Source organism: uncultured Eudoraea sp. (assembly GCF_947258525.1).
Taxonomy (GTDB): Bacteria; Bacteroidota; Bacteroidia; order Flavobacteriales; family Flavobacteriaceae; genus Eudoraea.
On record NZ_CAMYIP010000017.1, the window covers coordinates 1 to 21762 of the forward strand.

Here is a 21762-nt window from a genome sequence, read left to right on the forward strand (position 1 = left end):
ATGTTCTCGGAGGCTGGGGTGGCTACACTTATTATGTAGGAACCGTGCCGCCAACTGGTCCTGGAGATTATGTTGCCGGACCAAGGTTTGAAAACCTTGTAGCGGGTACTTATGAAGCCTGGGTAATAGATTCAAGCGGTTGTGAGGAGATGATCCAGAACAACATTGTTCTTACAGATCCTCTTCCAATTACAGCTACTTTGCAAATCAATCAGGAAAACTGTACCAATCTTCAGGGTGAAATTGAAGTAATCGGAACAGCTGGTGGACAAGGAAGTAACTATACCTACCAATTAATAAAAGATGCAGCGCCTTTTGGTGCGCCACAGACTTCAACTGTATTCTCCGGCCTTGGAGCTGGAAGCTATGAAGTTCAGATAACAGACCAGTGGTCTTGTATAACAACTATAGGTCCGGAAGTTCTTTACGAAGAGATGTCATTAATAAGCACAGTGGTAAAACCTATAGACTGTACGGCATCTCCGGATGGTGAAATTACCATTACAGTAACCGGAGGTTCTGCGAATTTGAGCTATATAGTTACATTCCCTGATCTTATAACATCTGTTGTTAACAATACCGGGGTTTTCACAGGCTTGAACCAGCCAGGTACCTATTCTTTTATGGTGACCGATTTGGATACCACTAATCCTGTATGTACAAAAACTATAACGCAGGAATTAGATGCGCCTACGCCTGTTACTTTCGACCCACATACCGTGGTAGATGTATCTTGTAACGGATTAAGCGATGGAAGTATAACAGTAAACTTAACACCTGTGGCTCCGGGCGTAAATGATAACCCAATTTATACCTATAATCTGTATGATGCCTTATTGGTTCTTATTGCGGGGCCACAAACAAGTCCAATTTTTGATGGCTTGGCTGCAGGCACCTATAATGTTGAGGCAATCTCAGAAAGAGGTTGTTCGCTAATAGAGCCAGTTGTTGTAAATGAACCGTCTGTCTTAACTGTTTCGGCAGTGACTACGGCATTTAGCTGTAACCCTAACAATACGGTAAATACGGCTACAATTACAGCGACCGTTGGAGCAGGAACAGGAACCAGTCCATATTTATACAGTATAGATAATATTAATTTCCAGACTTCTAGCACCTTTGATGTTGTAGACACGGGTCTTGTTCAAAATATTACGGTCTATGTCCAGGATGCAAATGGATGTACAGCGACAGATGCGGTAGTTATAGATCCGCTAAATGTATTCACTGTAGCTGTCTCACAAGACGTTGCCATTTCTTGTGTGGTGCCTGAAGAAATTACGATCACTGTTACAGATGATGGTAATCCCGGAAATACGTATACTTACGAATTACTTCCGTTGGGCAACCCTAATGGTGTATTAACTTCGACCCCAACAAATACTACTGCAGAATTTGATTTAACTGCTGTGGGAAGTTATACGTTCAGGGTTACGGATGTGGCAACCGGGTGTTATGTAGATTCGCCTTATAGTATTGCACCCTATGATCTTATAGATGTTGTAGCAACGGCAACGTTGCCTGTGATTTGTTTCGGGGATACAAATGGTGCTCTTGAAGTAGATATTACCGGATATGCCGGGACTTATAACTATGAAATCTTTACGGCAGCAGGTGTTAGTACAGGAATTACAGGTGCAGGAGACACAGCTACAAACCCATTAACTATTTCGGGTGTTTCCGGAGGAAACTATTTTGTAAGGATTACTGAAACAGCAGCGCCTTTATGTGTTGAGGATTCAAATATTATTACAATTATCTCCCCGGATATGCCTCTTACGGCTACAATTAATGAAATTGCAAACGTTACTTGTACCAACGACCAGGGTGAAATTATTGTAGACCCTGAAGGAGGTTATGCCCCTTATGATATCGTATTGACAAATACCACAACTGCTGCGGTTTATACCGTCAACGATGTAAACAGTTACCTGTTCACAGGACTTTCTGCCGGTAACTTTACAATTGCAATTACTGATGATGGCGGATGTGTTCTTAACGATACAGAAGTTCTGATACAGCCAGTGCCAATCACAGCAGACATTACAGCTACACCTACCACATTGGTTTGTTATGGAGATACGAATGCTACAGTAACAGCTATAAATGTAATAGGCGGACAAGGCGTCTATCAATATCAATTAAATTATTATGATCCTACCGGAACTGTAATAGATTTCAGTAGTGGCGGACAGACCAGTCCAATATTCAACAACATTGGTGCGGGAATATATAGTATTACCGTATCCGATGGCTGGAATTGTGACGTAGAGACCATTCAGGTTACTATTTCTGAGCCTACGGATGTTACCAGTTCATTAATTCAACTTACTCCGCTCACTTGTACTAACCATGCGGAAATTGAACTGACTGCTACGGGTGGTACTGCACCATATGAATTTAGTACAGACGGTGTGGCTTATTCTCCAATGTCTGGAGGTAACACCCATATGTTTACTGTTCCTGCAGGGGTATATCAATATTATGTACGTGATTCATTCGGATGTGAGGCCACAATCTCTAACCAGGTGTCTATTGATCCTATAATTCCATTGTCTATAGTCATAGATGAAAGCGCTGCGATCATAAATTGTACCGGCGAAATGACGGCTACAATAATGGCTCAGGCTTTTGGAGGCTTAGGTAGTTATTCATACGAATTATTTGGCGATGCCGCTTTAACTAATTTAATCGCAGGACCACAGACAGATGGGAACTTCTCAATGTTGGGTGTTGGTAGCTATTATATAAGGGTTATCAGCATGGATTGTGTTGAGGTGTCTAATGAAATAATTATAACAGAACCCGTTCCGCTGCAAATAGACAGGGAGGAATTCACAGATGTTACCTGCGCCGGGCAGAATGATGGAACAATTACGGTTGAAGTTTCGGGAGGAACAGGTAATATCCTGTATGCCATTACGCCAAACCTGAACCAATTTGATACAGAAAATACATTTGTTGATCTGGAGCCGGGTGTTTATGATGTAATCGCTCAGGATGAAAACGGCTGTTTTATTCCATTCCAGTTCACAATCGTAGAACCAGCTCCTCTTGATGTAACCTATACTGCATTACCTGAAGTATGTCTTGGTAGTGAGGATGGTACAATAACACTCAGTATCTCAGGAGGTACAGCGCCATATAGCACTGCGTTTAATTCCAATAATCCGGCTGATTATGTATTAAATCAGACTTCCTTTGCGGATCTGGCTGCCGGTACCTATGTAATATTTGTTCGTGATGCGCAGGATTGTGAAACTAATGTAATTGTTGAAATTGATCCGGGCGTTAATCTAAATGCTATAGTAGAACCTGTTTATGAATGTACAGATATCCTTCCGGAAAACTATATCAACATTACCATGGAAGATCCAACTGTTCTTGGTTCTATTATGTACGCCTTAGATTCCACAGATCCGGCAGATCTGCAATTGAATCCTGATTTCAGAAATATTAGTCCGGGGACCCATTATGTAACCATTTCACATTCTAATGGATGTATGCAAACTGTTGATTTTGAAATTATGAGTTTCGAACCATTGACCCTGGTGTTGGAACAACAGAATCTTAACGAGATAACAGCAATTGCCACTGGTGGTGTTGAGGATTATACGTTCTATTTCAACGATGATAATAATGGTACAGATAACACCTATTATATTACTATGACCGGTACCTATACGGTGACGGTAATAGATGAAAACGGGTGCGAGGTGTCTGCACAAATATTCATGGAGTTTATAGATATAGAAATCCCCAATTTCTTTACCCCTGATGGTGATGGTATGAATGATTATTGGATTCCTGATAATATTGAAGGATATCCTGAAATACTAATAAAAATATATGATCGTTATGGTAGAGTAGTTGCTGAAGAAACGATTGTACCAAACGGCTGGGATGGAAAATATCATGGCAACGAATTGCCTACAGGAGATTATTGGTATGTCATAAGGTTGAATGGTGAGCGCGATGAAAGAGAGTTTGTTGGACATTTTACTTTATACAGATAAAACTTAACCTAATAGAATTATGCGCAAGAGATTGTTATGTTTAATGCTGATGTTGTGTGCGTTTGCTTTGCATGCACAGGAGCTTACGCTTCCACAATTGTCGCAGTATTTAGCAGATAACCCCTTTGTTATATCGCCAACCTATGCGGGAATAGGTGACTACATAAAAGTGCGGATTAATGGCCTGACCCAGTGGGTTGGAATTAAAGATGCTCCGGACACTCAGTCTTTGGCTGCTGACGGAAGGGTTGGCAACCGCTCCGGTGTAGGTATGATCCTGTATAATGATAGTAATGGGGAAACCAAACAAAGAGGGGCAAGGTTGTCTTTTGCGCATCACCTTACTTTAGATAAGTATGAAGATGAATTCCTTTCCTTTGGTCTTTCTTATAACTTTAATCAGTTTAGGATTGATATTGAAAACTTTGATAATCCGGATCCGAGTGTTACGGATGACCGCGCCACAACAAACCACAATTTCGATGTTGGTGTGTTATACAGAAAAAATAAGTTTTTTCTAAGTTTAAATGCTTCAAACCTTCTGAATAAAGACTTAGAAAAGTTTAATCCCATAGCAGAGCCTAACCAATTAAGAAATTATTATCTCTATTCCGGCTATAGATTCAGCAAGAAAAAGAGCAATTTTGAAATAGAGCCTTCTGTTTTCTTTCAATGGTTTGAAAGTGACGGGCGATCTGTAACGGATTTGAATGCAAAATTCAGGTGGTATGATTTTGAAGATTACTACTACGCAGGTGTAACCTATCGTTTTCTGAATGATCAGGTAGGTAGCCCATTGTATATTGCCCCTTTAATAGGGCTTAAGAAGAGTAATTTCTATTTCGGCTACTCCTACCAGATTATATTGAATGAGATCCTGGGATTCAGTACAGGTACTCATGTAATTACCATTGGGGTAGATCTATTCCAGGGTATTAGCAATTGCAGGTGTACTTATTAAAAATTCTCAGGTCTTTAGGTTAAGTTTGCAAAAACTTAATAGAAAGTGGGTAAAATAACAGTACGTAACATTAGGGTCTATGCCCATCACGGTTGCCTGAAAGAAGAGAATATTATTGGTAGTGACTACCTGGTAACTGTTGAAGTCTTCGCAGATCTACAAAAAGCGAGTGTTTCAGATAATTTGACAGATACTGTCGACTATGTATTTATCAATAAGGTCGTTAAGGAAGAAATGCTCATTAGTTCAAAACTGCTTGAACATGTATCAAAAAGAATATTAGATCGTATTTTTAAAGAGTTGCAATTTGTTACTAAGGCAGTCGTTTCAGTTTCTAAAATGAATCCCCCAATAAACGGTGATGTAGAAATGGTAACGGCAACCCTTAAGAAAAAGAGAGCATAAGTTTCTTTTTCTTAGTAGGAAAAAATAGTACCTTTGCGCCTTTAAATGGCATCGTGGCCGAGTGGCTAGGCACAGCTCTGCAAAAGCTTGTACAGCGGTTCGAATCCGCTCGATGCCTCTAAAACCTCTCAATTTATGAGAGGTTTTTTTGTTTAATCCGAATGTTTCTGGAGTCTGGGATTTGTTATTCTCTTATATATTCAATGCCCTTTTCTATGTTTAGTTTGTCCTTGGGAAGGAAACCTTTAAAAACAAGCACAAGTCCACATATTACCAATATAATTCCAAGGGCTTTCTTTATCATCCGAATCCGTTCTGTGGTAAGCTTACGCCGAAGTTGCTTCGCCAGGAGAATTTTGAAAATGTCGGTAATTAAATAAGCGGCCAGCATTGTCGAAAAGAAAACAATAATCCTATTGGCCTGGTTGTCCAGGCTGGGGCCCACTATTATAATCACACCCAACCAAAAAACAAGCACTCCAATATTTATAAAATTAAGAAGGAAACCTTTTACAAACAGGCTTAAATAACCCCCTTTTCTTGGTTTGATATCCGTTCTTCCTTTTACAAAATCTCTATTAAAGAAAGTAGTAAGTCCGTATATAAGAAGAATTGCTCCTCCAAAAACATACAAACCGGGTTGATTGCTTAAATTTTCCAGTAATTGAAAACTACTGAAATAGGCAATTGTAAGAAAAATAATATCCGCAAGAATAACCCCCAGGTCAAAAAACAAACCTGCCCTGAACCCTTTAGTTGCGCTTGTTTCGAGTAGTACAAAAAAAACAGGGCCAATCATAAAGGCCAACAAAAAACCTAGCGGTATAGCTGCCTGAATATCTTCTACCATTAAATATAGAATTCCTTTACATTCGTGTTACTTTGCCTCCAAAAACTGTTTTTTCATCCATTTTTGCAGGGTCTCCAAAGACTAAAACTTCTCCTCCGGCTTTCACAGTAGCTTTTACATAATCCGAAGCGAAAATCTCTGCGCTAGATCCGGCATTTACATTTACAGTGGTAAATTTTGTCTTAAAATCCTTGCCTAAATAAGAACCTCCGGTATTAATAGCTACATCCTGAACATCTGATTCCCCAGTTGTGGTAATAACTCCTCCGGAGACAGATCTGATCAACATTTGTTCTACTGTTGCTTTTATTTCTAATTCTCCTCCTTCCTGAGCTTTTAATTCAATGACCTCCTGATTAAATGTATCTTTAGAGCCAATTCTTGCATCTTCATTAACATCAATTATGAGTAAATTCTGTGTGTAATAAAGGTCTACAAAGGTCCTGTACCCACTAAAAATTTTAGTTATTTCCATGCGGATCTTAAGTATTCCATCTGAATTAACAAAATTAACCTTATCTGTATTTGCTCCTGTAATTACAGCTTTGTTTTCATTTGATTTAATCAAATTCACAGATATTCCATCAAATGCCTTAACCTCAGTGAAGTTTGCCAAATTCATACTGATTTTGCCATCCTGTGGTCTTGCGGTCTGCATAAGAAACAGAAAAAAAACAAAAAGTATTAATTGTTTCATTACGTTGGTTTTAGTGTTTATCCCTGAGAATAAACAAATTCTATTCCAAAAATGAGTTATTCTTCTGGTTTACCTAAAAGTGAGAAATCCAGATGGCGCTTTACTAAATCCGTACTTTTTACCATCACTATAACTATATCTCCCAACTGGTACTTTTTATAGGTACGTTCTCCTATTATTGCATATTCCCGTTCATCAAAGGTATAATAATCATCCTTTATATCCCGTATTCGGACCATTCCTTCGCATTTATTTTCAATTATTTCAACATAAATTCCCCATTCTGTAACTCCGGAAATAACACCTCTGAATTCCTGATCCTTATGATCCTGCATAAACTTAATCTGCATATATTTAATTGAATCGCGTTCGGCACTAGCGGCTAAATTTTCCATATCAGAAGAATGCTTGCACATTTCCTCATAGGTTTCGCTGTTGGGAGATTTCCCTCCTTCTAAATAATGTTGGAGCAGTCTGTGTACCATTACATCCGGATAACGCCTAATAGGGGATGTAAAATGGGAGTAAAATTCGAATGCTAAACCATAGTGTCCTATATTATCCGTGCTGTAGACTGCCTTACTCATACTGCGTATCGCTAAAGTGTCAACAAGATTTTGTTCTTTCTTGCCTTTTACGTCCTCCAGGAGCTTATTTAAAGAGTTGCTAACGGCTTTTTTGTCCCTGAGGTTAAGCTTGTGTCCAAAACGTGAAATAATACTGTTTAAAGCTAATAATTTTTCCTCATCCGGCTGATCGTGAATTCGATATACAAAAGTTTTTGTTGGTTTTTGTTTACCAATAAAGGCTGCTACTCTGCGATTCGCCAATAACATAAATTCCTCAATTAATTTATTTGAGTCCTTGGCTTCTTTAAAATAGACACCCTCCGGTTCATTTTTTGAATTAAGATTGAATTTAACTTCTACTTTGTCGAAAGAAATAGCTCCGGAATCCATCCTCCTGCTTCTCATTTTCTTAGCCAGGCTATTCAAGGTGTTTATTGCATAAACGATTTCTTTGCCAACTGAATAAGCCTTATTTCGAATTGAAACAGACTCAGGAATTAATGCTTTTCCCGTTTCTATAATGTGTTGGGCTTCCTCATAAGCAAATCGTTCATTTGAATTAATAACCGTGCGTCCAAACCATTGGTTTTTTACCGAACAATGTTCATCCATCTCAAAAATTGCGGAAAACGTGTATTTATCTTCATGAGGGCGCAATGAACAAGCGTTATTAGATAAAACTTCAGGTAACATTGGCACAACCCTGTCTACCAGATAGACCGAGGTTGCCCTTTCATAAGCTTCTTGTTCCAATATAGTGTCTGGCTTCACATAATGAGAAACATCGGCTATATGTATACCTATTGAGAAATTACCATTATCCAAGACTTCAAAGGATAAAGCATCATCAAAATCTTTCGCATCCCGGGGATCTATCGTAAATGTAAGAAGTTCCCTTAAGTCTTTTCTTTTTGAAATTTCTTCCTGTTTTATTGAAGTATCCAAAGAATTCGCATAATGTTCCACCTCAGCCGGAAATTCAGAAGGTAAGCCATATTCAGCTAATATGGCATGGATTTCTGTATGGTGGTCCCCGGGTTTACCAAGAATTTCAATTATTTTGCCATAAGGAGATTCATTTTTATCTGGCCAATCAATAATTTCTACAAGTACTTTCTCACCATTCTTTGCTTTACCTATATTTTCAGGCGGAATAAAAATATCCGTATACATTCTTATATCGGTAGGTCTAATAAATGCGAATGTCTTTTGCAAGTCTACTATACCTACAAATCTTTTCTTTTTTCGTTCCAGTACCTTCTTTATTTCACCTTCCGGTTTCTTGCCGCCTCTCTTTTTAAATATATCTACCTCCACGGTGTCACCATGAAAAGCCCTGTTTATTCTGTTATATGGTACAAAGATGTCGCTCTCTAATTCATCAACAACAACATATGCATTACCCCTCGCGGTAATATCAACCTTTCCCTGATAGTATTTTCCATTTACAATTGCCTGGTATTTACCTCTTGTATTTTCTTGTATTCGTTTTTCATTTTTTAATTCACCCAATCTTCTAATTAATAAATTCCGGCTTTCAGTGTCCTTTAATTCAAGTTTTGAGGCAACTTGTTTATAATTAAAACTTTTAGAAGGGTCTTTCTCCAGTACTGAGAATATCCCCTTTGTAATTTCATTTATTTTATGGCTTTTCGCCCTTTTCTTTTTCTTCGACATTAAATTCTTTATTTGGGTGGAAAATTACGAATTATAATCCATAGCACTCTATTCACTAAACCAGATTTAAACCAAACTATTGCGCAAATAACATATCAACAATTATTAATTTATTAATTATTACTTTAATTAAATTATATAAAAAATGATGATTATGATTGTTTGTTAATACTACTTATAAAAATTTTAAGCAATTGTTGCTATAAACAGAAAAAAGAGTTTATTGACAATTAGAACTCTACTGTATAGTCTAAGCATCAATAATTTAACTTTTTTATACACGACTCTTAATAACTGATTTCAACATAGAATTACTTACAACTAAATCTTTCTTTTCTGTTAATTACCAGGGCATTCAATTTTAATATCTTTCTGTAAAAAATTGAGAAAAAGTTTTCTTAAAACCGATAAGGTTTTGTAAAGCAATTTTTTTACCAGATTATAAAAAACAATACTCATTTCTTATCCTATGGTTATTAACAAATCAAATAAATTAGTAACAGTTTCTTAACCAATTACTTACGCTTTTATAATATAGTAAGCTGTTAACAATATTTAAAACCACGTTTCCCGAAGGTATTTGTAACTTTGTACTAATTCTAAATACTCTTATACTATGAAAATATCAATAGGCAATGATCATGCAGGCACGGAATATAAACTGGCAATTGTGGGTCTTCTCAAATCTATGAGCATAGAAGTAGTAAATCATGGTACGGATGGTTCAGACAGCGTGGATTATCCCGACTTTATTCACCCTGTTGCATCTGATGTGGAAACAGATAGTGCCGATTTGGGTATAATAATTTGTGGCAGTGGAAATGGTGCCAGTATGACCGCAAATAAACACCAGGGTATTAGGGCAGCACTTTGCTGGAACAAGGAAATAGTGGCATTAGCCAGGGAGCACAACAATGCGAACATCCTAAGCCTTCCCGCACGTTTTATTTCTCTTCCCCAGGCTTTAGAAATGGTAATAACTTTTCTTAACACAAAATTTGAAGGCGGGAGACATGAACGACGAATTGAAAAAATACCCTGCTCTTAAAGAAACAACATGGGCCATTCGCATTCACATTCACATTCCCATCCGCACTCCCATTCTCATAAAGATTTAAAAGGAAGAAATCTTTTTATTACAATACTTCTTAATATTTTAATAACCCTTGCACAGGTAATCGGAGGAATATTATCCGGAAGTCTTGCTTTATTATCAGACGCACTTCATAATTTCAGCGATGTCCTTTCGCTGATTATTAGTTATGTGGCTAATTTATTATCAAAAAAGAAAGCTTCTTTAAACAAGACTTTTGGATATAAGAGAGCCGAAATAATAGCGGCTTTTGTAAATTCCTCAACCCTGATCATTGTTTCTATAATCCTGGTGAAAGAAGCTATCGAAAGATTTATAAATCCAATTGAAATTGAATCGAATTTAGTTATCTGGCTGTCTTTATTAGGGATAGCAGCAAACGGATTTAGTGTTCTTCTAATTAAAAAAGACGCTAAGGCAAATATGAACATGCAATCTGCTTATCTCCATTTATTTACAGACATGATGGCGTCTGTTGCTGTCCTAATTGGAGGATTATTAATGAAGTTTTACGCACTATACTGGGTAGATCCTGTTTTAACTATCTTAATTGCATTATACCTTGTTTATATGGGGTATGACCTCCTTAAGACCTCTACCAGAGTATTAATGCTATTTACCCCGAATACCATTGAGGTGCAACAAATAGTATCAGAAATATCAAAAATAAGACCCGTAAAAAATGTGCACCACGTACACATCTGGCAACTGAATGAGGATGAAATACACCTGGAGGCTCACATTGATTTTGATGAAGATATAAACCTGTCAGAATTTGATAAGATATTGGAAACAATAGAGGAAGAGGTGTACCATAAATTTGGGATAAATCATTTGAATATACAGCCTGAATTTGGCAAATGCGACAGCAAAAAAGTCATTGTGCAGGATTAACATATGAATATCACTATTAAATCTTTTGACGAACTCAGCAACCTGGAATTATACCGTATTCTTCAGTTGCGGTCAGAGGTTTTTGTAGTGGAGCAGAATTGTGTATATCAGGACATGGACGACAAAGACAGTAAGGCGTTACATGTTATAGGAACAAAAGACAATGAGATTATAGCGTACACCAGAATTTTCAAACCGGGAGATTATATGGACCATGCCTGCATAGGACGTGTTGTAGTAAAGAAGCCCATGAGGGTGGGGGGCTATGGAAAGGAAATTATGCTGGCTTCAATAAAAGCAATAGAGGATTATTTTAAAGAGACCACTATTCACCTGTCAGCGCAGACCTATTTGCAAAAATTCTATGAAGACATGGATTTCAAAGCAGTCGGAGAAACGTATTTGGAAGATGATATTCCGCACATACTCATGATCAAAGAGTAATCTTATATCATTACTTATTTCAATATTTTTTAGTCAAAAACATTAGCCAGGTGTTTTTCGTCCGGTCTTCGATCCTTACTTAACAAGCTAACAGCAAAATAGGTTATCAAAGCAAATAGAAAAGCAGGAATTATCTCGTGTATATCCTCGAGCCCCGGATAGTTAAACCGAAACCCAAAACGCCAGATAATATTTACCAGCATACCCACGATCATTGAAGAAATTGCACCCAGGTCTGTACCCCATTTAAAGTAAAGTCCTCCAAAAATCGCAGGGAAGAAACTCGCTGCAAAAACAGCCCCTGCAAATGCGGTTAGTTCCACGATACCAGCCATTGGAAACAAAGTAAAAATATATACCATCAAACAATATATCCCCATTGCCCATTTAGTTCTTGGAATAATTTTGGTAACCGGCATTGGTTTAACAACGTGCCATATATCATTTACAAATGCAGTTCCAATTATGATAATAACCGAAGCTAATGAAGACATACCGGCCGCAAATAAACCGGCAACGCAGATTCCGCTAACCAGCCTGTTGTCAAATTTATCCAGCATAAAACCAATTACCTCATCGGTATTATTTATGAGATAGTTTGCCTCCTCAACAGTTGTCATTCCATGTACCAAAGCCCCGAGCCCCATTACACAAACCAGGGATACGCCCAAAAAAACAGGAGTCCAGATCATGGCGAATCTCATGCTTTTTGCATTATTGATAGAATAAAACCGAATAAGGTTTTTTGGTTCTGAAATTTGCTTCATTCCAATAGAGAGCCCTATTCCAAGGATATATAGAAAAGAAACCAGTTTGCCAAAAACAACTAGGCCATTACCTATTGGTTCACCAGATTTTGTTAGATGATCCGTAACGGAAATGCTTTCTATTACATTATCAACCCCGCCTAAATAAATAAAAGGGAGCATTAACATTAGAATAGCCACGCCAAACATAATTATTCCCTGAATGGCATCTGTCCATAAAACACTGTACATACCACCCCAAATGGTGTAAACACAGGTAATAAAAATAATTGCAAAAGCGCCGTATTCATAAGGAATATCTAAAACAGAGGTAAGAACATGTGCACAACCCTTGGCTATACCTACCATATACCATATTGTTGCAAAAAGGATTATAAACGCAGACAAAACGCGAATGCTTTTGGCCAGATTGCTTTTATAGCGCAGATGAAAATAATCGGGGATTGTATAAGAATTTAAACGAGCCGTCTGATACCTCATTCTGGGGCCTAAAAGCTGCCAGGAAATTACGCAAAAGAAGGTCCATATTAATCCCATCCATGCCCAGGAGAGACCATATTCAAATGAAATACCGGCCTGACCAATATAAGTATTCGTACTGGCCGAGGTAGAGAAAAAGGCCAGTGAAATAACCCAACCGGGAATTTCCCTTTTAGCAACAAAATAACCCTCAACCCCTCGTCTTGCCTTCTTCTTAAAATGCCATCCGATATACAGACAACCTGCCACATAAAAAGTAGTTAACAGAAGGGTTAAATAATGTTCTTTCAGATAGTCCATTACCTCGATTGGTTATCGTCCCTATTCCGGTCAACCTTAATATCTCTTTTCATTACCAGAATGGCGTTTACAACAACTAACAAGACAATACCTATATATGGAAACAGACTTAGAAAATCCATATTAAAAAAGTGATTTAAGTTCATTCTTGGTTACTTTACCCAAAACATTTCTAGGGAGCTTCCTTTGAAGAATATATTTTCGGGGAATCTTATAAGCGGGCAATCTGGCTCTAAGCCATTTTGAAATTTCGTCAAAATCCAATGCTTTTTGTCCGGATACCAGGCAAGCAGCTACGACTTGTCCCCACTCTTCATCTTCCAAACCAATTACGGCAGAATCCTTAATGTCTTTATGACCCCTCAGGACGTCTTCAATTTCCAGCGCAGAAATTTTATAGCCACCAGATTTAATTATATCAACACTATCACGCCCTAAAATTTTGTACATACCATTATGCAATATAGCAATATCGCCCGTTCTAAACCAACCGTCTTTGGTGAAGGCCTCTCTTGTGGCCTCTTCCTTTTGCCAGTATTCCTTAAATACACAAGGCCCTTTTATTTGAATTTCTCCGGGCTTATCTTTATCAACGGGGTTATTGTCATTATCTGCCAGCCGTAATTCCACTCCGGGCAAGGGGTTACCAACATAGCCGGGTCTTCTCTCCTTCCTATACGAGTTTGAAAGCCCCATCCCAATTTCGGTCATTCCATAACGCTCCAATAGTGTATGGCCGGTTATGGATTTCCACTTTTCAAGAACAGGAACAGGTAGTGCGGCGGACCCTGAAACCATAAGCCTTAGCTTAGATGCCGCTTCTGACATTAACAGCCGATCTTTTTTGTTTTTACCTTCCCAATAGTTAATTAGTTTATAGTATATCGTTGGGACTGCCATAAAGAGCGTCATTCTTCCAGACAAAATAGCACTCCAAACCTCCTTTGCCTCGAATTTGGCGTGAAATTCACAACAGGCACCGCTCCAAAGCGCACAGCTCAACACATTTATTATTCCATGAACATGGTGTAGAGGCAGAATATTTAAAATATAATCATCTTTTTGCCATTCCCAGGCCTCTACAAGAGTGGTAATCTGGGATTGGATAATACCATGTGTGGTTACCACGCCTTTTGGTTTATTAGTGGTACCGCTAGTATATAACATCATAGCCCTTCTATGCAAATCGATATCGGGCAGGGGGGAGGAATTCATTTTAAAAACCTCCTCCAAAGGAATAATAGACAAACCGGGCCTTGATTCAAGCGGCTGAAGCACATGCTGATAATCTTTATGAACGATTATCACTTTAGAACCGGAATCTTCAATAACATATTCCATTGAAGGTAACGGATGTTGTACGCACAAAGGCACAGCAATTCCACCGGCAGCCCATATTCCCCATTGCACAGCCGTATATTCGAAAGACGGAGGCACTAAAAAGGCTATTCTGGCTTGGTTTAAATCAGACGCTTTGTTTAAAAGGTTGGCAGCAACCGCAGAGGATCTGACCAGCAAATCCTCATACGAATAGGTGTTTCCATTAGAAACAATTGCAGGCCTGTCCTTATGTAAATTGGCCTTTTGGAAAAGTTCAATCATGCTGTTATAATTGCAAAGCTTAAATATATCTGATAAAATTGAAATAAAGCCATTAGAAATGAACGGTTTCACCTGTTCGATACGATTTATCGGCTGCTAGAACTATTTTTAAACTATTAACCGCATCTGATAAATGATTGCAGGTTCATCTTCTGTATTGATTAACTGGTCTTTCTTCACAAATTTTCCGGCCGCATCCAACTCACTAAAATGTAATATTAATCCTCCGGTTTTAGTGTGTCCTTCAATATCATCAGAATCGCCCTTTTTTTCATCCACAATGGAAACGCAGCCTTTAGGCCCTATTACGTCCTTTACAAAAAATGCTGTTTCACTAATCATAGGCCCCCAACCGGCTTCATACCAACCAACAGAGCCATCATCGAAACGAACCTGCAGCTGTCCGTAATTATACATATCAGAACTTATTTCTTCTGTTAACCGGGCCCCGATAGCACTTACACTAATTGGTTTTGCCCTCGTCATTAAACACATTATATCAACGTAATGTACCCCGCAATCTACAATTGGCGACATAGATTGCATAAGCTGTTTGTGTGTATACCATTGATCTTCAGAGCTTTGTTGATTAAGATTCATGCGCATCACCAGAGGTTTACCAAGCGATTGTGCCGTTTCCACGAATTTTGTCCAGGCAGGATGAACCCTCAGGATATAGCCAACCACCAATTTTCTATTTTTTGATTTGGCCAAATCAACAAGTTCTTCGGCCTCTTCAATGGTTAAGGCTATTGGTTTTTCAACAAATACATGTGCACCGGCCTCGAGGCTTTCTTTCACGTATGCCGCATGGGTATCAGGATAGGTACTTATGGCTACCGCATCAGGGTTTGTAGCGGCAAGTGCTTCTGTAAAATCACCAAATTTAGGCAGGCCACCGAGTTCATCAGAAAGTCGCTCCCGGCTTTGTGGTGTCCTGCTAACCAAACCAACAATTTCAAAACCTTGTAATTTATGGTAAGCTCGGGCGTGGCTGGTTCCCATATTTCCACAACCTACAACCAGAATTTTTATTCTTCCCATATAAAGCTCTTTTTTATGCAAAGGCTCAAACACAGCCATTGTGTCCAAAGTTTAAAAATAACATACTTTTTATATATTTGATTATAAGACACTTAATAAATATAAAAAGGAAACCTTACCTGGGCATGACCGAAAATTATATCTATAAATTTTCCAGCATTATATTCTTGATGCTTTTATGTGCTTGTAAAGATCAAAAAAACACTTCAATTCAATCCAATCCCGACCCGCTTCCTCCAAACATTGTTTTTTTTATAGCAGACGACTGGTCTTATCCTCATGCAGGTGTTTATGGAGATGAAATCGTTAGAACACCAACATTTGATTTCCTTGCCAAAGAAGGAGCACTTTTCAATAATGCATTTTGCGCCTCACCTTCTTGTTCGCCTTCCAGGGCAAGCATTCTAACCAGTCGATATCCACACCAGTTGGAAAGCGCAGGAAATCTATGGTCTGTTTTCCCAGAAAAATTTTCCAATTGGGTATCTATTTTAGAATCTAGTGGCTACCATACAGGTAAGAGCAGGAAGGGATGGGGTCCCGGAGATTATGAATCAGGGGGATACACGCATAATCCTGCAGGCAAGGATTACCCGAACTTCAGAACATTTCTGGACTCAAAAGATCAGGGACAACCTTTTTTTTACTGGTTTGGAAGCAAAGACCCACATCGCGATTATGAAACTAATACAGGCATTAAAACCGGGATGGATCCGGCGTCGGTAGTAGTGCCGGCTTTTTTGCCCGACACCCCATGTGTACGCAATGATATGCTGGATTATTATTTTGAGGTTGAACGTTTTGATCGCGAATGCGGTAATATCATTAGCATATTGAGAACCCGGGGCTTATTAGAGAACACCATACTTGTTATGACAAGTGATAACGGCATGCCATTTCCAAGAGCCAAAGCAAATTTATATGATTATGGAACCCGAATGCCCCTTGCGATTTACTGGACAACCCACATTGAATCGAATTTGAAAATAAATGACTTCGTAAATTTTATTGATTTGGGACCAACATTTTTAGAAGCTGCGGGGATATCTGTACCGGATGAATTTGAAGGAAAAAGCCTTATAAAACTTTTGAGTAATAGTAAAATGAATGACAGCAATGAGCGAAACCAGGTTTTTTTAGAAAGGGAACGCCATGCAAATGTCCGCAAAGGAAACTTAAGTTATCCTTCCAGGGCCATAAGAACCAGTGAATACCTATACATCAGGAATTTTGAGCATGAAAGATGGCCGGCGGGAGATTCTATGGTTCATCAGTCTGTGGGACAGTATGGCGATGTAGATAATTCCATTTCCAAGTTTTTGATCCTGGCCAACAAGGATGACCCCGAGGGTCAACAGCTTTATAAACTTGCTTTTGACAAGCGCCCGCCGGAAGAATTATATATTTTGGCAAACGACCCTTATAATATGAACAATGTAGCGGCTGACAAGAAATATGAACGTCTGAAGGATTCTTTACACACAGAGTTGACGAATTGGATGAATACTACCGGAGACCTTAGGGCTACAGAACCAAAGAGTACCAATTGGGATGAGGTATTGTACACTCCAAATTATCAGAGACAAAACTTTGATCTGGATGATGAGATTAAAAATTATTCGATGCTTTTAAATACAGGATCAGCGTTTGAAAAATCAGGGTGTTATAGGCCTAATGCCGAATAAGCTAATCCAGTGAAAATGCCACAATCTTATTTCCCTTCTCTGTTCCTAATTTTTCACCTCCGCAGGCAATAGCAATATATTGTTTGCCATTTACCTGATACATCGCTGGCGTAGCAAAAGCCGCAGCAGGCAATTCATATTCCCAAAGTATTTTTCCGGTATGTTTATCGAACACCCTGAAGTAACCATCTTTGGTAGCGCCTATAAACAGAAGGCCATTTTCTGTAACTACTGCCCCTCCATAATTTTCTGTTCCGGTTCTTGGATATCCTTTTTCCTTCAAGTGAGGAGTGTCTCCAAAAGGAACGGACCAAATATAGTCGCCTGAATTTAGATCAATAGCATGGAGAGTTCCCCAGGGGGGTGAAATAGCCGGAAGGCCATCGCTTGCCAAAAATTTGTTGTAACCCAAATGTTTATAAGGAATGTCTTCCAATTCCGGAAGGTCGGAACCCACCTCTTTTTTAGCATCTTCATCTAAAAGGAAACTGATAAGACCTTCCTGCTCAGATGCTGTTAGTTGCGGAAACCCCGTCATCATACCTTTTCCACGTTTAATTTGATTTAGCAATTCTTCTTCGCTCAGTTTATCACCAATATTTATCAGAGAGGGAAATCCGCTTGCAGCTATTCCGCTCTTGTCATCTTGATGACAAACCGCGCAATACTTTTTATAGACACTTTCTCCATAGGAACCGCCCTTTTGGCCGTTACTATTCTCTCCCATCTGCATTATCCAGGCCATTTCATTTGAATTAACATACAGAATACCATCTTCCGGATCAGCAGCCGCACCACCCCATTCAGCCGCACCATCATATCCCGGTAAGAGCAAAACAGGGTCGAGCCCCGGAGGGGCATAAATACGTTTATCGGCAGCTGTTAACACAGCCTTTAGCTCTTCTTTGTTTTGTGCATAAGGACTGATATCATTTACTGTCAATTCTGAAGACTGGCGCGCAAAAGGCTTCGGACTTACGGGAAAAGGCTGTGTTTCCCAGGCTTTTTCTCCTTTAAGGCCCGAAGCAGGCACTGGCACTTCATTGATATCAAACAAAGGCTCGCCGGTTTCTCTGTGAAAAACATATATATACCCTTGTTTTGTTACCTGAGCCACTGCCGGTATTTTTTTGCCATTCCTTGTAATGGTAATTAAATTTGGAGGCGCGGGAGGGTCCCTATCCCAAATGTCATGATGTGTGAATTGAAAATGCCATAATAGCCTTCCTGTTTCAGCTTCCAGGGCCAAAAGGCAATTTGCAAATAAATTACTCCCTTTTCGTATGCCGCCATAAAAATCCGGAGCTGCAGAACCTGTAGGAACATATATAATTCCCCGGCCCTCATCAACCGCCATCCCGGCCCAATTATTTGCTGCCCCCACCAATTCGTTTTTATCTTCCCATGTGTCAGCACCCTCTTCTCCCGGGAGAGGAATAGTATGGAATACCCATTCGAGCTGACCTGTTATAACGTTAAAAGCCATAATATTTCCGGGCGCAGCCCCGGCACTTTCGGATACCCTCAGCGGCATAACTATAAGGTCCTGAAATATTGTCCCCGGGGTATTGGATATTACAAATTTATCTTTTGCCGTCTCTGGCATTCCAATATGCAGGTCAACTTTTCCATTAACCCCAAAATCTATGATAGGTTCTCCGGTTATGGCATTCAGAGCAAATAATTCAGGGCCTTTTGTAAACAGAATACGTTTATCTTCCTTGTGCTCCCAATAGGAAACACCGCGACTGGTAGAATGCCATATCTGCAAAGAATCACCATACCGCCAGATTTCTTTTCCTGTCCCGGCATGAAGAGCAACCACCCTAAGGGCAGCAGTAACCCCATATAAAATGGTGTCTACAACTATAGGGTTCATTTGCATCTGACCATAATCGGGCGCCTCGTATTGCCAGGCAAGCTTAAGACTGCCTATATTTTCTTTTGTTATTTGGGAAAGTACGGAATAATGATTTCTATCGGGACCCCCTAAATAAGAAGACCAGGTAGTATATTTTGTTTTCTCCTTTTTTGGCCCTTCTGAATATTTACACCCAGATACAAAGGCGGAAATTACAAAGAGAATACAATAGAACCAGGAACTCCTGTAAAGCATTTTTTTAAAATTTATGATTAATAAAAGTATCAAAAGAATCTAATATTAGCCAGATTTTTTGATACTAACCAAATGTATACTTATCAAAAATGTGCATGTAATATTTCCTTCACCGATCTATAATAAGATCTTCCAAACAAGTTTAAATGAACGAGTAAATAATATAGCTGATATATAGCCATGCGGCCGGGCTCACCGGGGGCAGGCGGATTAATATCATAATATGCAGTATAGAAAGGAGACCCAAAACCACCAAAGAGCCGCGACATGGAAAGATCTATTTCACTATGCCCAAAATACACGGCCGGATCTATAAGATACGGAAGGCCATTTTCACTAATGATAAAATTGCCGCCCCATAAATCCCCATGCAATAAGGACGGTTTAATATCCGGGCAATAGGAACTAATAACGGCTTGAAGCTTTTCAAGTCCCGGAACATCATCTTTCGTTAACAAATTTTGATTTATTGCAGCTTGAAACTGAGGCGTTAAGCGCTCCTCACTATAGAATGAAATCCAATTGTCATGCTTTCTGTTGGACTGCGGTAAGTTGCCAATGAAATTTGGATTTTCCCACCCAAAATAATCGGAACTTATTTGATGCATCTTCGCCAATTGAGCGCCAAGTATTTCCAATTCTTTTGAATCCGGTCGTTTGGAAGGCACATATTCCATTAATAAACAAGCGCCTTCTTCTATGTCATTAACAGCGTAAATAGCGGGGGTTTTTATGGTTTTTGTATTGGCAATTGCCTTCAAACCTTCAACCTCCGCTTCAAACATAGCTTTGGCAGATGGCGAACTATTTAATTTGCAAAAAATGGTATCAGAGTCTGTATACAGCAAATAGGCTTTGGAAATATCACCACCAGAGACAGGGGCAACATTTTTTATCTTAGTTCCGAGAAGAGCACCAATAGCATCCTTAACCCCTGCTTTCATTTTTATGAATTAATAAGACGCACAAATAATCATCATTATTTATAGAGTTTAGTATAATATTCATCAGCCATTCTGCGGCTTGTAAAGGCCGGTACAACCCCATCAATTGCCTTAAAGACCATTTCCTGCCATTTCTCAGGTTTTTCATAAAATATAGGCAGAACTTGTTGTTCCAGCACATTATAAAGGTTATCGCTGTCAAATTTATCTTGTTCCCAGGCGGGAGATCTGAAATCTGCTTCAGGAAGGACAAATGAATTCTTTCCGTTTTTTGCAAATTCTGGTATCCACCCATCATTAATGGTTAAGTTTAACGAGCCATTCATAGCAGCAGTCATTCCACTTGTACCAGACGCCTCCCTTGTTATTCTAGGCGTGTTCAACCACACATCAGAACCTGTTTTAAGTTTTCTGGAAAGCTCCATTTCATACCCAATAAGCACCGCCATATTGGTTCTGTATTTTGTATAATTTACAAGGTGATTAAACATGTCTATGGAATAATAATCCGTTGGATAGGGTTTGCCTGCCCAAATAATCTGAATGGGGTATTTTGAAGAAGAAACAAGTTTTTCGAAACGCTCAATATCGTATAATAACAGGTCTGCCCTTTTGTATTGAGCAAATCTTCTTGCCCAGACAATAGTAAGGACATTGGGATCAAAAAGTTTCCCTGTCTGATCTAATACTACATCGAAGAGCTGGGATTTTAATTCGAGTTTTCTCCTTTTAAATGCCTTTGAATTGAGACTTTTCCAGGCCCTGGCAAGGGCATTATCCTGCCAAAATCTCTGGTTTTGGGAATTGGTAATTGGTATAATTTTAGTGGTTCCTTCAAAACTATTCCACATACTATTGGCCACAACAGCGTGAAGTTTGGAAACAGCATTAACCTTTTTTGCCATTCTAAGCGCCGAAACCGTATAATTGAGGATATCATCATTTACAACTTCTTTGTTTAACTCATCTTCGGTAAGTGTTTTTCCAAAGAAACCGCAGCTATTCAACAGATGTCCATTTCGTTCCATATTACCCGCTTTTTCGGGGGTATGTGTAGTGAAAAACATTTGATTTCTGGTAACTCCCAGATTACGGAGATAATAAAAGGCAGGTAGGGCATGTCCTTCGTTTAAATGATACATGTCTGCCCCTCCCAATTCCTGGACCACCTTTGCCCCACCAATGCCAAGCACTATATTTTGCGAGATGCGCGTTAGG

16 protein-coding genes and 1 tRNA gene are annotated in these 21762 nt (G+C 39.0%); 8 read left to right on the forward strand and 9 right to left on the reverse strand.

What is annotated here, in order from left to right; translation table 11 throughout:
• The 4 genes from Q0X89_RS01265 to Q0X89_RS01280 all read left to right on the forward strand — a co-directional run.
• Positions 1–4016: T9SS type B sorting domain-containing protein (locus Q0X89_RS01265; protein ID WP_297690798.1), on the forward strand; the 4016-nt coding region annotated here is incomplete at its 5' end.
• Positions 4017–4035: 19 nt separating this feature from the next.
• Positions 4036–4977: a type IX secretion system membrane protein PorP/SprF gene (locus Q0X89_RS01270; RefSeq protein ID WP_297690799.1), complete on the forward strand. Its 942-nt coding sequence runs from the start codon at positions 4036–4038 to the stop codon at positions 4975–4977.
• Between the two features lie 45 nt (positions 4978–5022).
• The gene (folB, locus tag Q0X89_RS01275; RefSeq protein ID WP_297690800.1) at positions 5023–5382 is read left to right on the forward strand and encodes a dihydroneopterin aldolase; all 360 of its coding nucleotides are present in this window, start codon (positions 5023–5025) and stop codon (positions 5380–5382) included.
• A gap of 47 nt (positions 5383–5429) precedes the next feature.
• Positions 5430–5500: transfer RNA gene (locus tag Q0X89_RS01280), tRNA-Cys, on the forward strand.
• Between the two features lie 66 nt (positions 5501–5566).
• On the opposite strand, the gene Q0X89_RS01285 is transcribed toward Q0X89_RS01280, so the two are convergent.
• From Q0X89_RS01285 to rnr, 3 genes are read right to left on the reverse strand one after another with little or no spacing between them, the layout of a single operon-like run.
• Positions 5567–6232 carry a LysE family translocator gene (locus Q0X89_RS01285; RefSeq protein WP_297690801.1) on the reverse strand — a complete coding sequence of 222 codons (666 nt, stop codon included), beginning with the start codon at positions 6230–6232 and terminating at the stop codon, positions 5567–5569.
• Between the two features lie 16 nt (positions 6233–6248).
• Complete coding sequence (locus Q0X89_RS01290) at positions 6249–6929, reverse strand: head GIN domain-containing protein (RefSeq protein ID WP_297690802.1); 681 nt, start codon at positions 6927–6929, stop codon at positions 6249–6251.
• A gap of 56 nt (positions 6930–6985) precedes the next feature.
• Positions 6986–9175 carry a ribonuclease R gene (rnr, locus tag Q0X89_RS01295; RefSeq protein ID WP_297690803.1) on the reverse strand — a complete coding sequence of 730 codons (2190 nt, stop codon included), beginning with the start codon at positions 9173–9175 and terminating at the stop codon, positions 6986–6988.
• 616 nt (positions 9176–9791) lie between these two features.
• Between rnr and rpiB the strand changes: the two genes are divergently transcribed.
• Genes rpiB through Q0X89_RS01310 form a run of 3 tightly spaced genes read left to right on the forward strand, consistent with a single transcriptional unit; the run spans position 9792 to position 11606 of the window.
• A complete protein-coding gene (gene rpiB / locus Q0X89_RS01300) occupies positions 9792–10223 on the forward strand; it encodes a ribose 5-phosphate isomerase B (RefSeq protein WP_297690804.1) in 432 nt (143 codons plus the stop codon).
• Between the two features lie 9 nt (positions 10224–10232).
• The gene (locus tag Q0X89_RS01305) at positions 10233–11162 is read left to right on the forward strand and encodes a cation diffusion facilitator family transporter (RefSeq protein ID WP_297690805.1); all 930 of its coding nucleotides are present in this window, start codon (positions 10233–10235) and stop codon (positions 11160–11162) included.
• Between the two features lie 3 nt (positions 11163–11165).
• The gene (locus Q0X89_RS01310) at positions 11166–11606 is read left to right on the forward strand and encodes a GNAT family N-acetyltransferase (RefSeq protein WP_297690806.1); all 441 of its coding nucleotides are present in this window, start codon (positions 11166–11168) and stop codon (positions 11604–11606) included.
• A 29-nt stretch (positions 11607–11635) separates the two neighbouring features.
• Here the strand turns inward: Q0X89_RS01310 and Q0X89_RS01315 are convergent, their stop codons facing one another.
• From Q0X89_RS01315 to Q0X89_RS01325, 3 genes are all read right to left on the reverse strand, one after another.
• Positions 11636–13153, reverse strand: coding sequence for a hypothetical protein (locus Q0X89_RS01315; protein WP_297690807.1), 1518 nt, complete (start codon positions 13151–13153; stop codon positions 11636–11638).
• A gap of 123 nt (positions 13154–13276) precedes the next feature.
• Complete coding sequence (locus Q0X89_RS01320) at positions 13277–14755, reverse strand: acyl-CoA synthetase (protein ID WP_297690808.1); 1479 nt, start codon at positions 14753–14755, stop codon at positions 13277–13279.
• A 108-nt stretch (positions 14756–14863) separates the two neighbouring features.
• Positions 14864–15799 (reverse strand): Gfo/Idh/MocA family oxidoreductase, encoded by a 936-nt coding sequence (locus Q0X89_RS01325; protein ID WP_297690809.1) that lies wholly within the window; start codon positions 15797–15799, stop codon positions 14864–14866.
• 125 nt (positions 15800–15924) lie between these two features.
• On the opposite strand from Q0X89_RS01325, the gene Q0X89_RS01330 reads away from it, so the two are divergent.
• Positions 15925–17484, forward strand: a complete 1560-nt coding sequence (locus Q0X89_RS01330; RefSeq protein WP_297690810.1) for a sulfatase — start codon at positions 15925–15927, stop codon at positions 17482–17484.
• A gap of 1 nt (position 17485) precedes the next feature.
• On the opposite strand, the gene Q0X89_RS01335 is transcribed toward Q0X89_RS01330, so the two are convergent.
• The 3 genes from Q0X89_RS01335 to glgP all read right to left on the reverse strand — a co-directional run.
• The gene (locus Q0X89_RS01335) at positions 17486–19600 is read right to left on the reverse strand and encodes a PQQ-binding-like beta-propeller repeat protein (protein ID WP_297690811.1); all 2115 of its coding nucleotides are present in this window, start codon (positions 19598–19600) and stop codon (positions 17486–17488) included.
• Between the two features lie 83 nt (positions 19601–19683).
• Entirely contained in the window at positions 19684–20544 is an 861-nt protein-coding gene (locus tag Q0X89_RS01340; RefSeq protein WP_297690812.1) for a fructosamine kinase family protein, read from the reverse strand.
• 35 nt (positions 20545–20579) lie between these two features.
• Positions 20580–21762: alpha-glucan family phosphorylase (glgP, locus tag Q0X89_RS01345; RefSeq protein WP_297690813.1), on the reverse strand; the 1183-nt coding region annotated here is incomplete at its 5' end.

What these genes read in the sequence shown, in the direction of transcription:
- Q0X89_RS01270 (WP_297690799.1), top strand. Translation starts at nt 4,036, where the DNA reads ATGCGCAAGAGATTGTTATGTTTAATGCTGATGTTGTGTGCGTTTGCT.
- Q0X89_RS01285 (WP_297690801.1), bottom strand. Translation starts at nt 6,232, where the DNA reads ATGGTAGAAGATATTCAGGCAGCTATACCGCTAGGTTTTTTGTTGGCC.
- Q0X89_RS01290 (WP_297690802.1), bottom strand. Translation starts at nt 6,929, where the DNA reads ATGAAACAATTAATACTTTTTGTTTTTTTTCTGTTTCTTATGCAGACC.
- rnr (WP_297690803.1), bottom strand. Translation starts at nt 9,175, where the DNA reads ATGTCGAAGAAAAAGAAAAGGGCGAAAAGCCATAAAATAAATGAAATT.
- rpiB (WP_297690804.1), top strand. Translation starts at nt 9,792, where the DNA reads ATGAAAATATCAATAGGCAATGATCATGCAGGCACGGAATATAAACTG.
- Q0X89_RS01305 (WP_297690805.1), top strand. Translation starts at nt 10,233, where the DNA reads ATGGGCCATTCGCATTCACATTCACATTCCCATCCGCACTCCCATTCT.
- Q0X89_RS01310 (WP_297690806.1), top strand. Translation starts at nt 11,166, where the DNA reads ATGAATATCACTATTAAATCTTTTGACGAACTCAGCAACCTGGAATTA.
- Q0X89_RS01315 (WP_297690807.1), bottom strand. Translation starts at nt 13,153, where the DNA reads ATGGACTATCTGAAAGAACATTATTTAACCCTTCTGTTAACTACTTTT.
- Q0X89_RS01320 (WP_297690808.1), bottom strand. Translation starts at nt 14,755, where the DNA reads ATGATTGAACTTTTCCAAAAGGCCAATTTACATAAGGACAGGCCTGCA.
- Q0X89_RS01325 (WP_297690809.1), bottom strand. Translation starts at nt 15,799, where the DNA reads ATGGGAAGAATAAAAATTCTGGTTGTAGGTTGTGGAAATATGGGAACC.
- Q0X89_RS01330 (WP_297690810.1), top strand. Translation starts at nt 15,925, where the DNA reads ATGACCGAAAATTATATCTATAAATTTTCCAGCATTATATTCTTGATG.
- Q0X89_RS01335 (WP_297690811.1), bottom strand. Translation starts at nt 19,600, where the DNA reads ATGCTTTACAGGAGTTCCTGGTTCTATTGTATTCTCTTTGTAATTTCC.
- Q0X89_RS01340 (WP_297690812.1), bottom strand. Translation starts at nt 20,544, where the DNA reads ATGAAAGCAGGGGTTAAGGATGCTATTGGTGCTCTTCTCGGAACTAAG.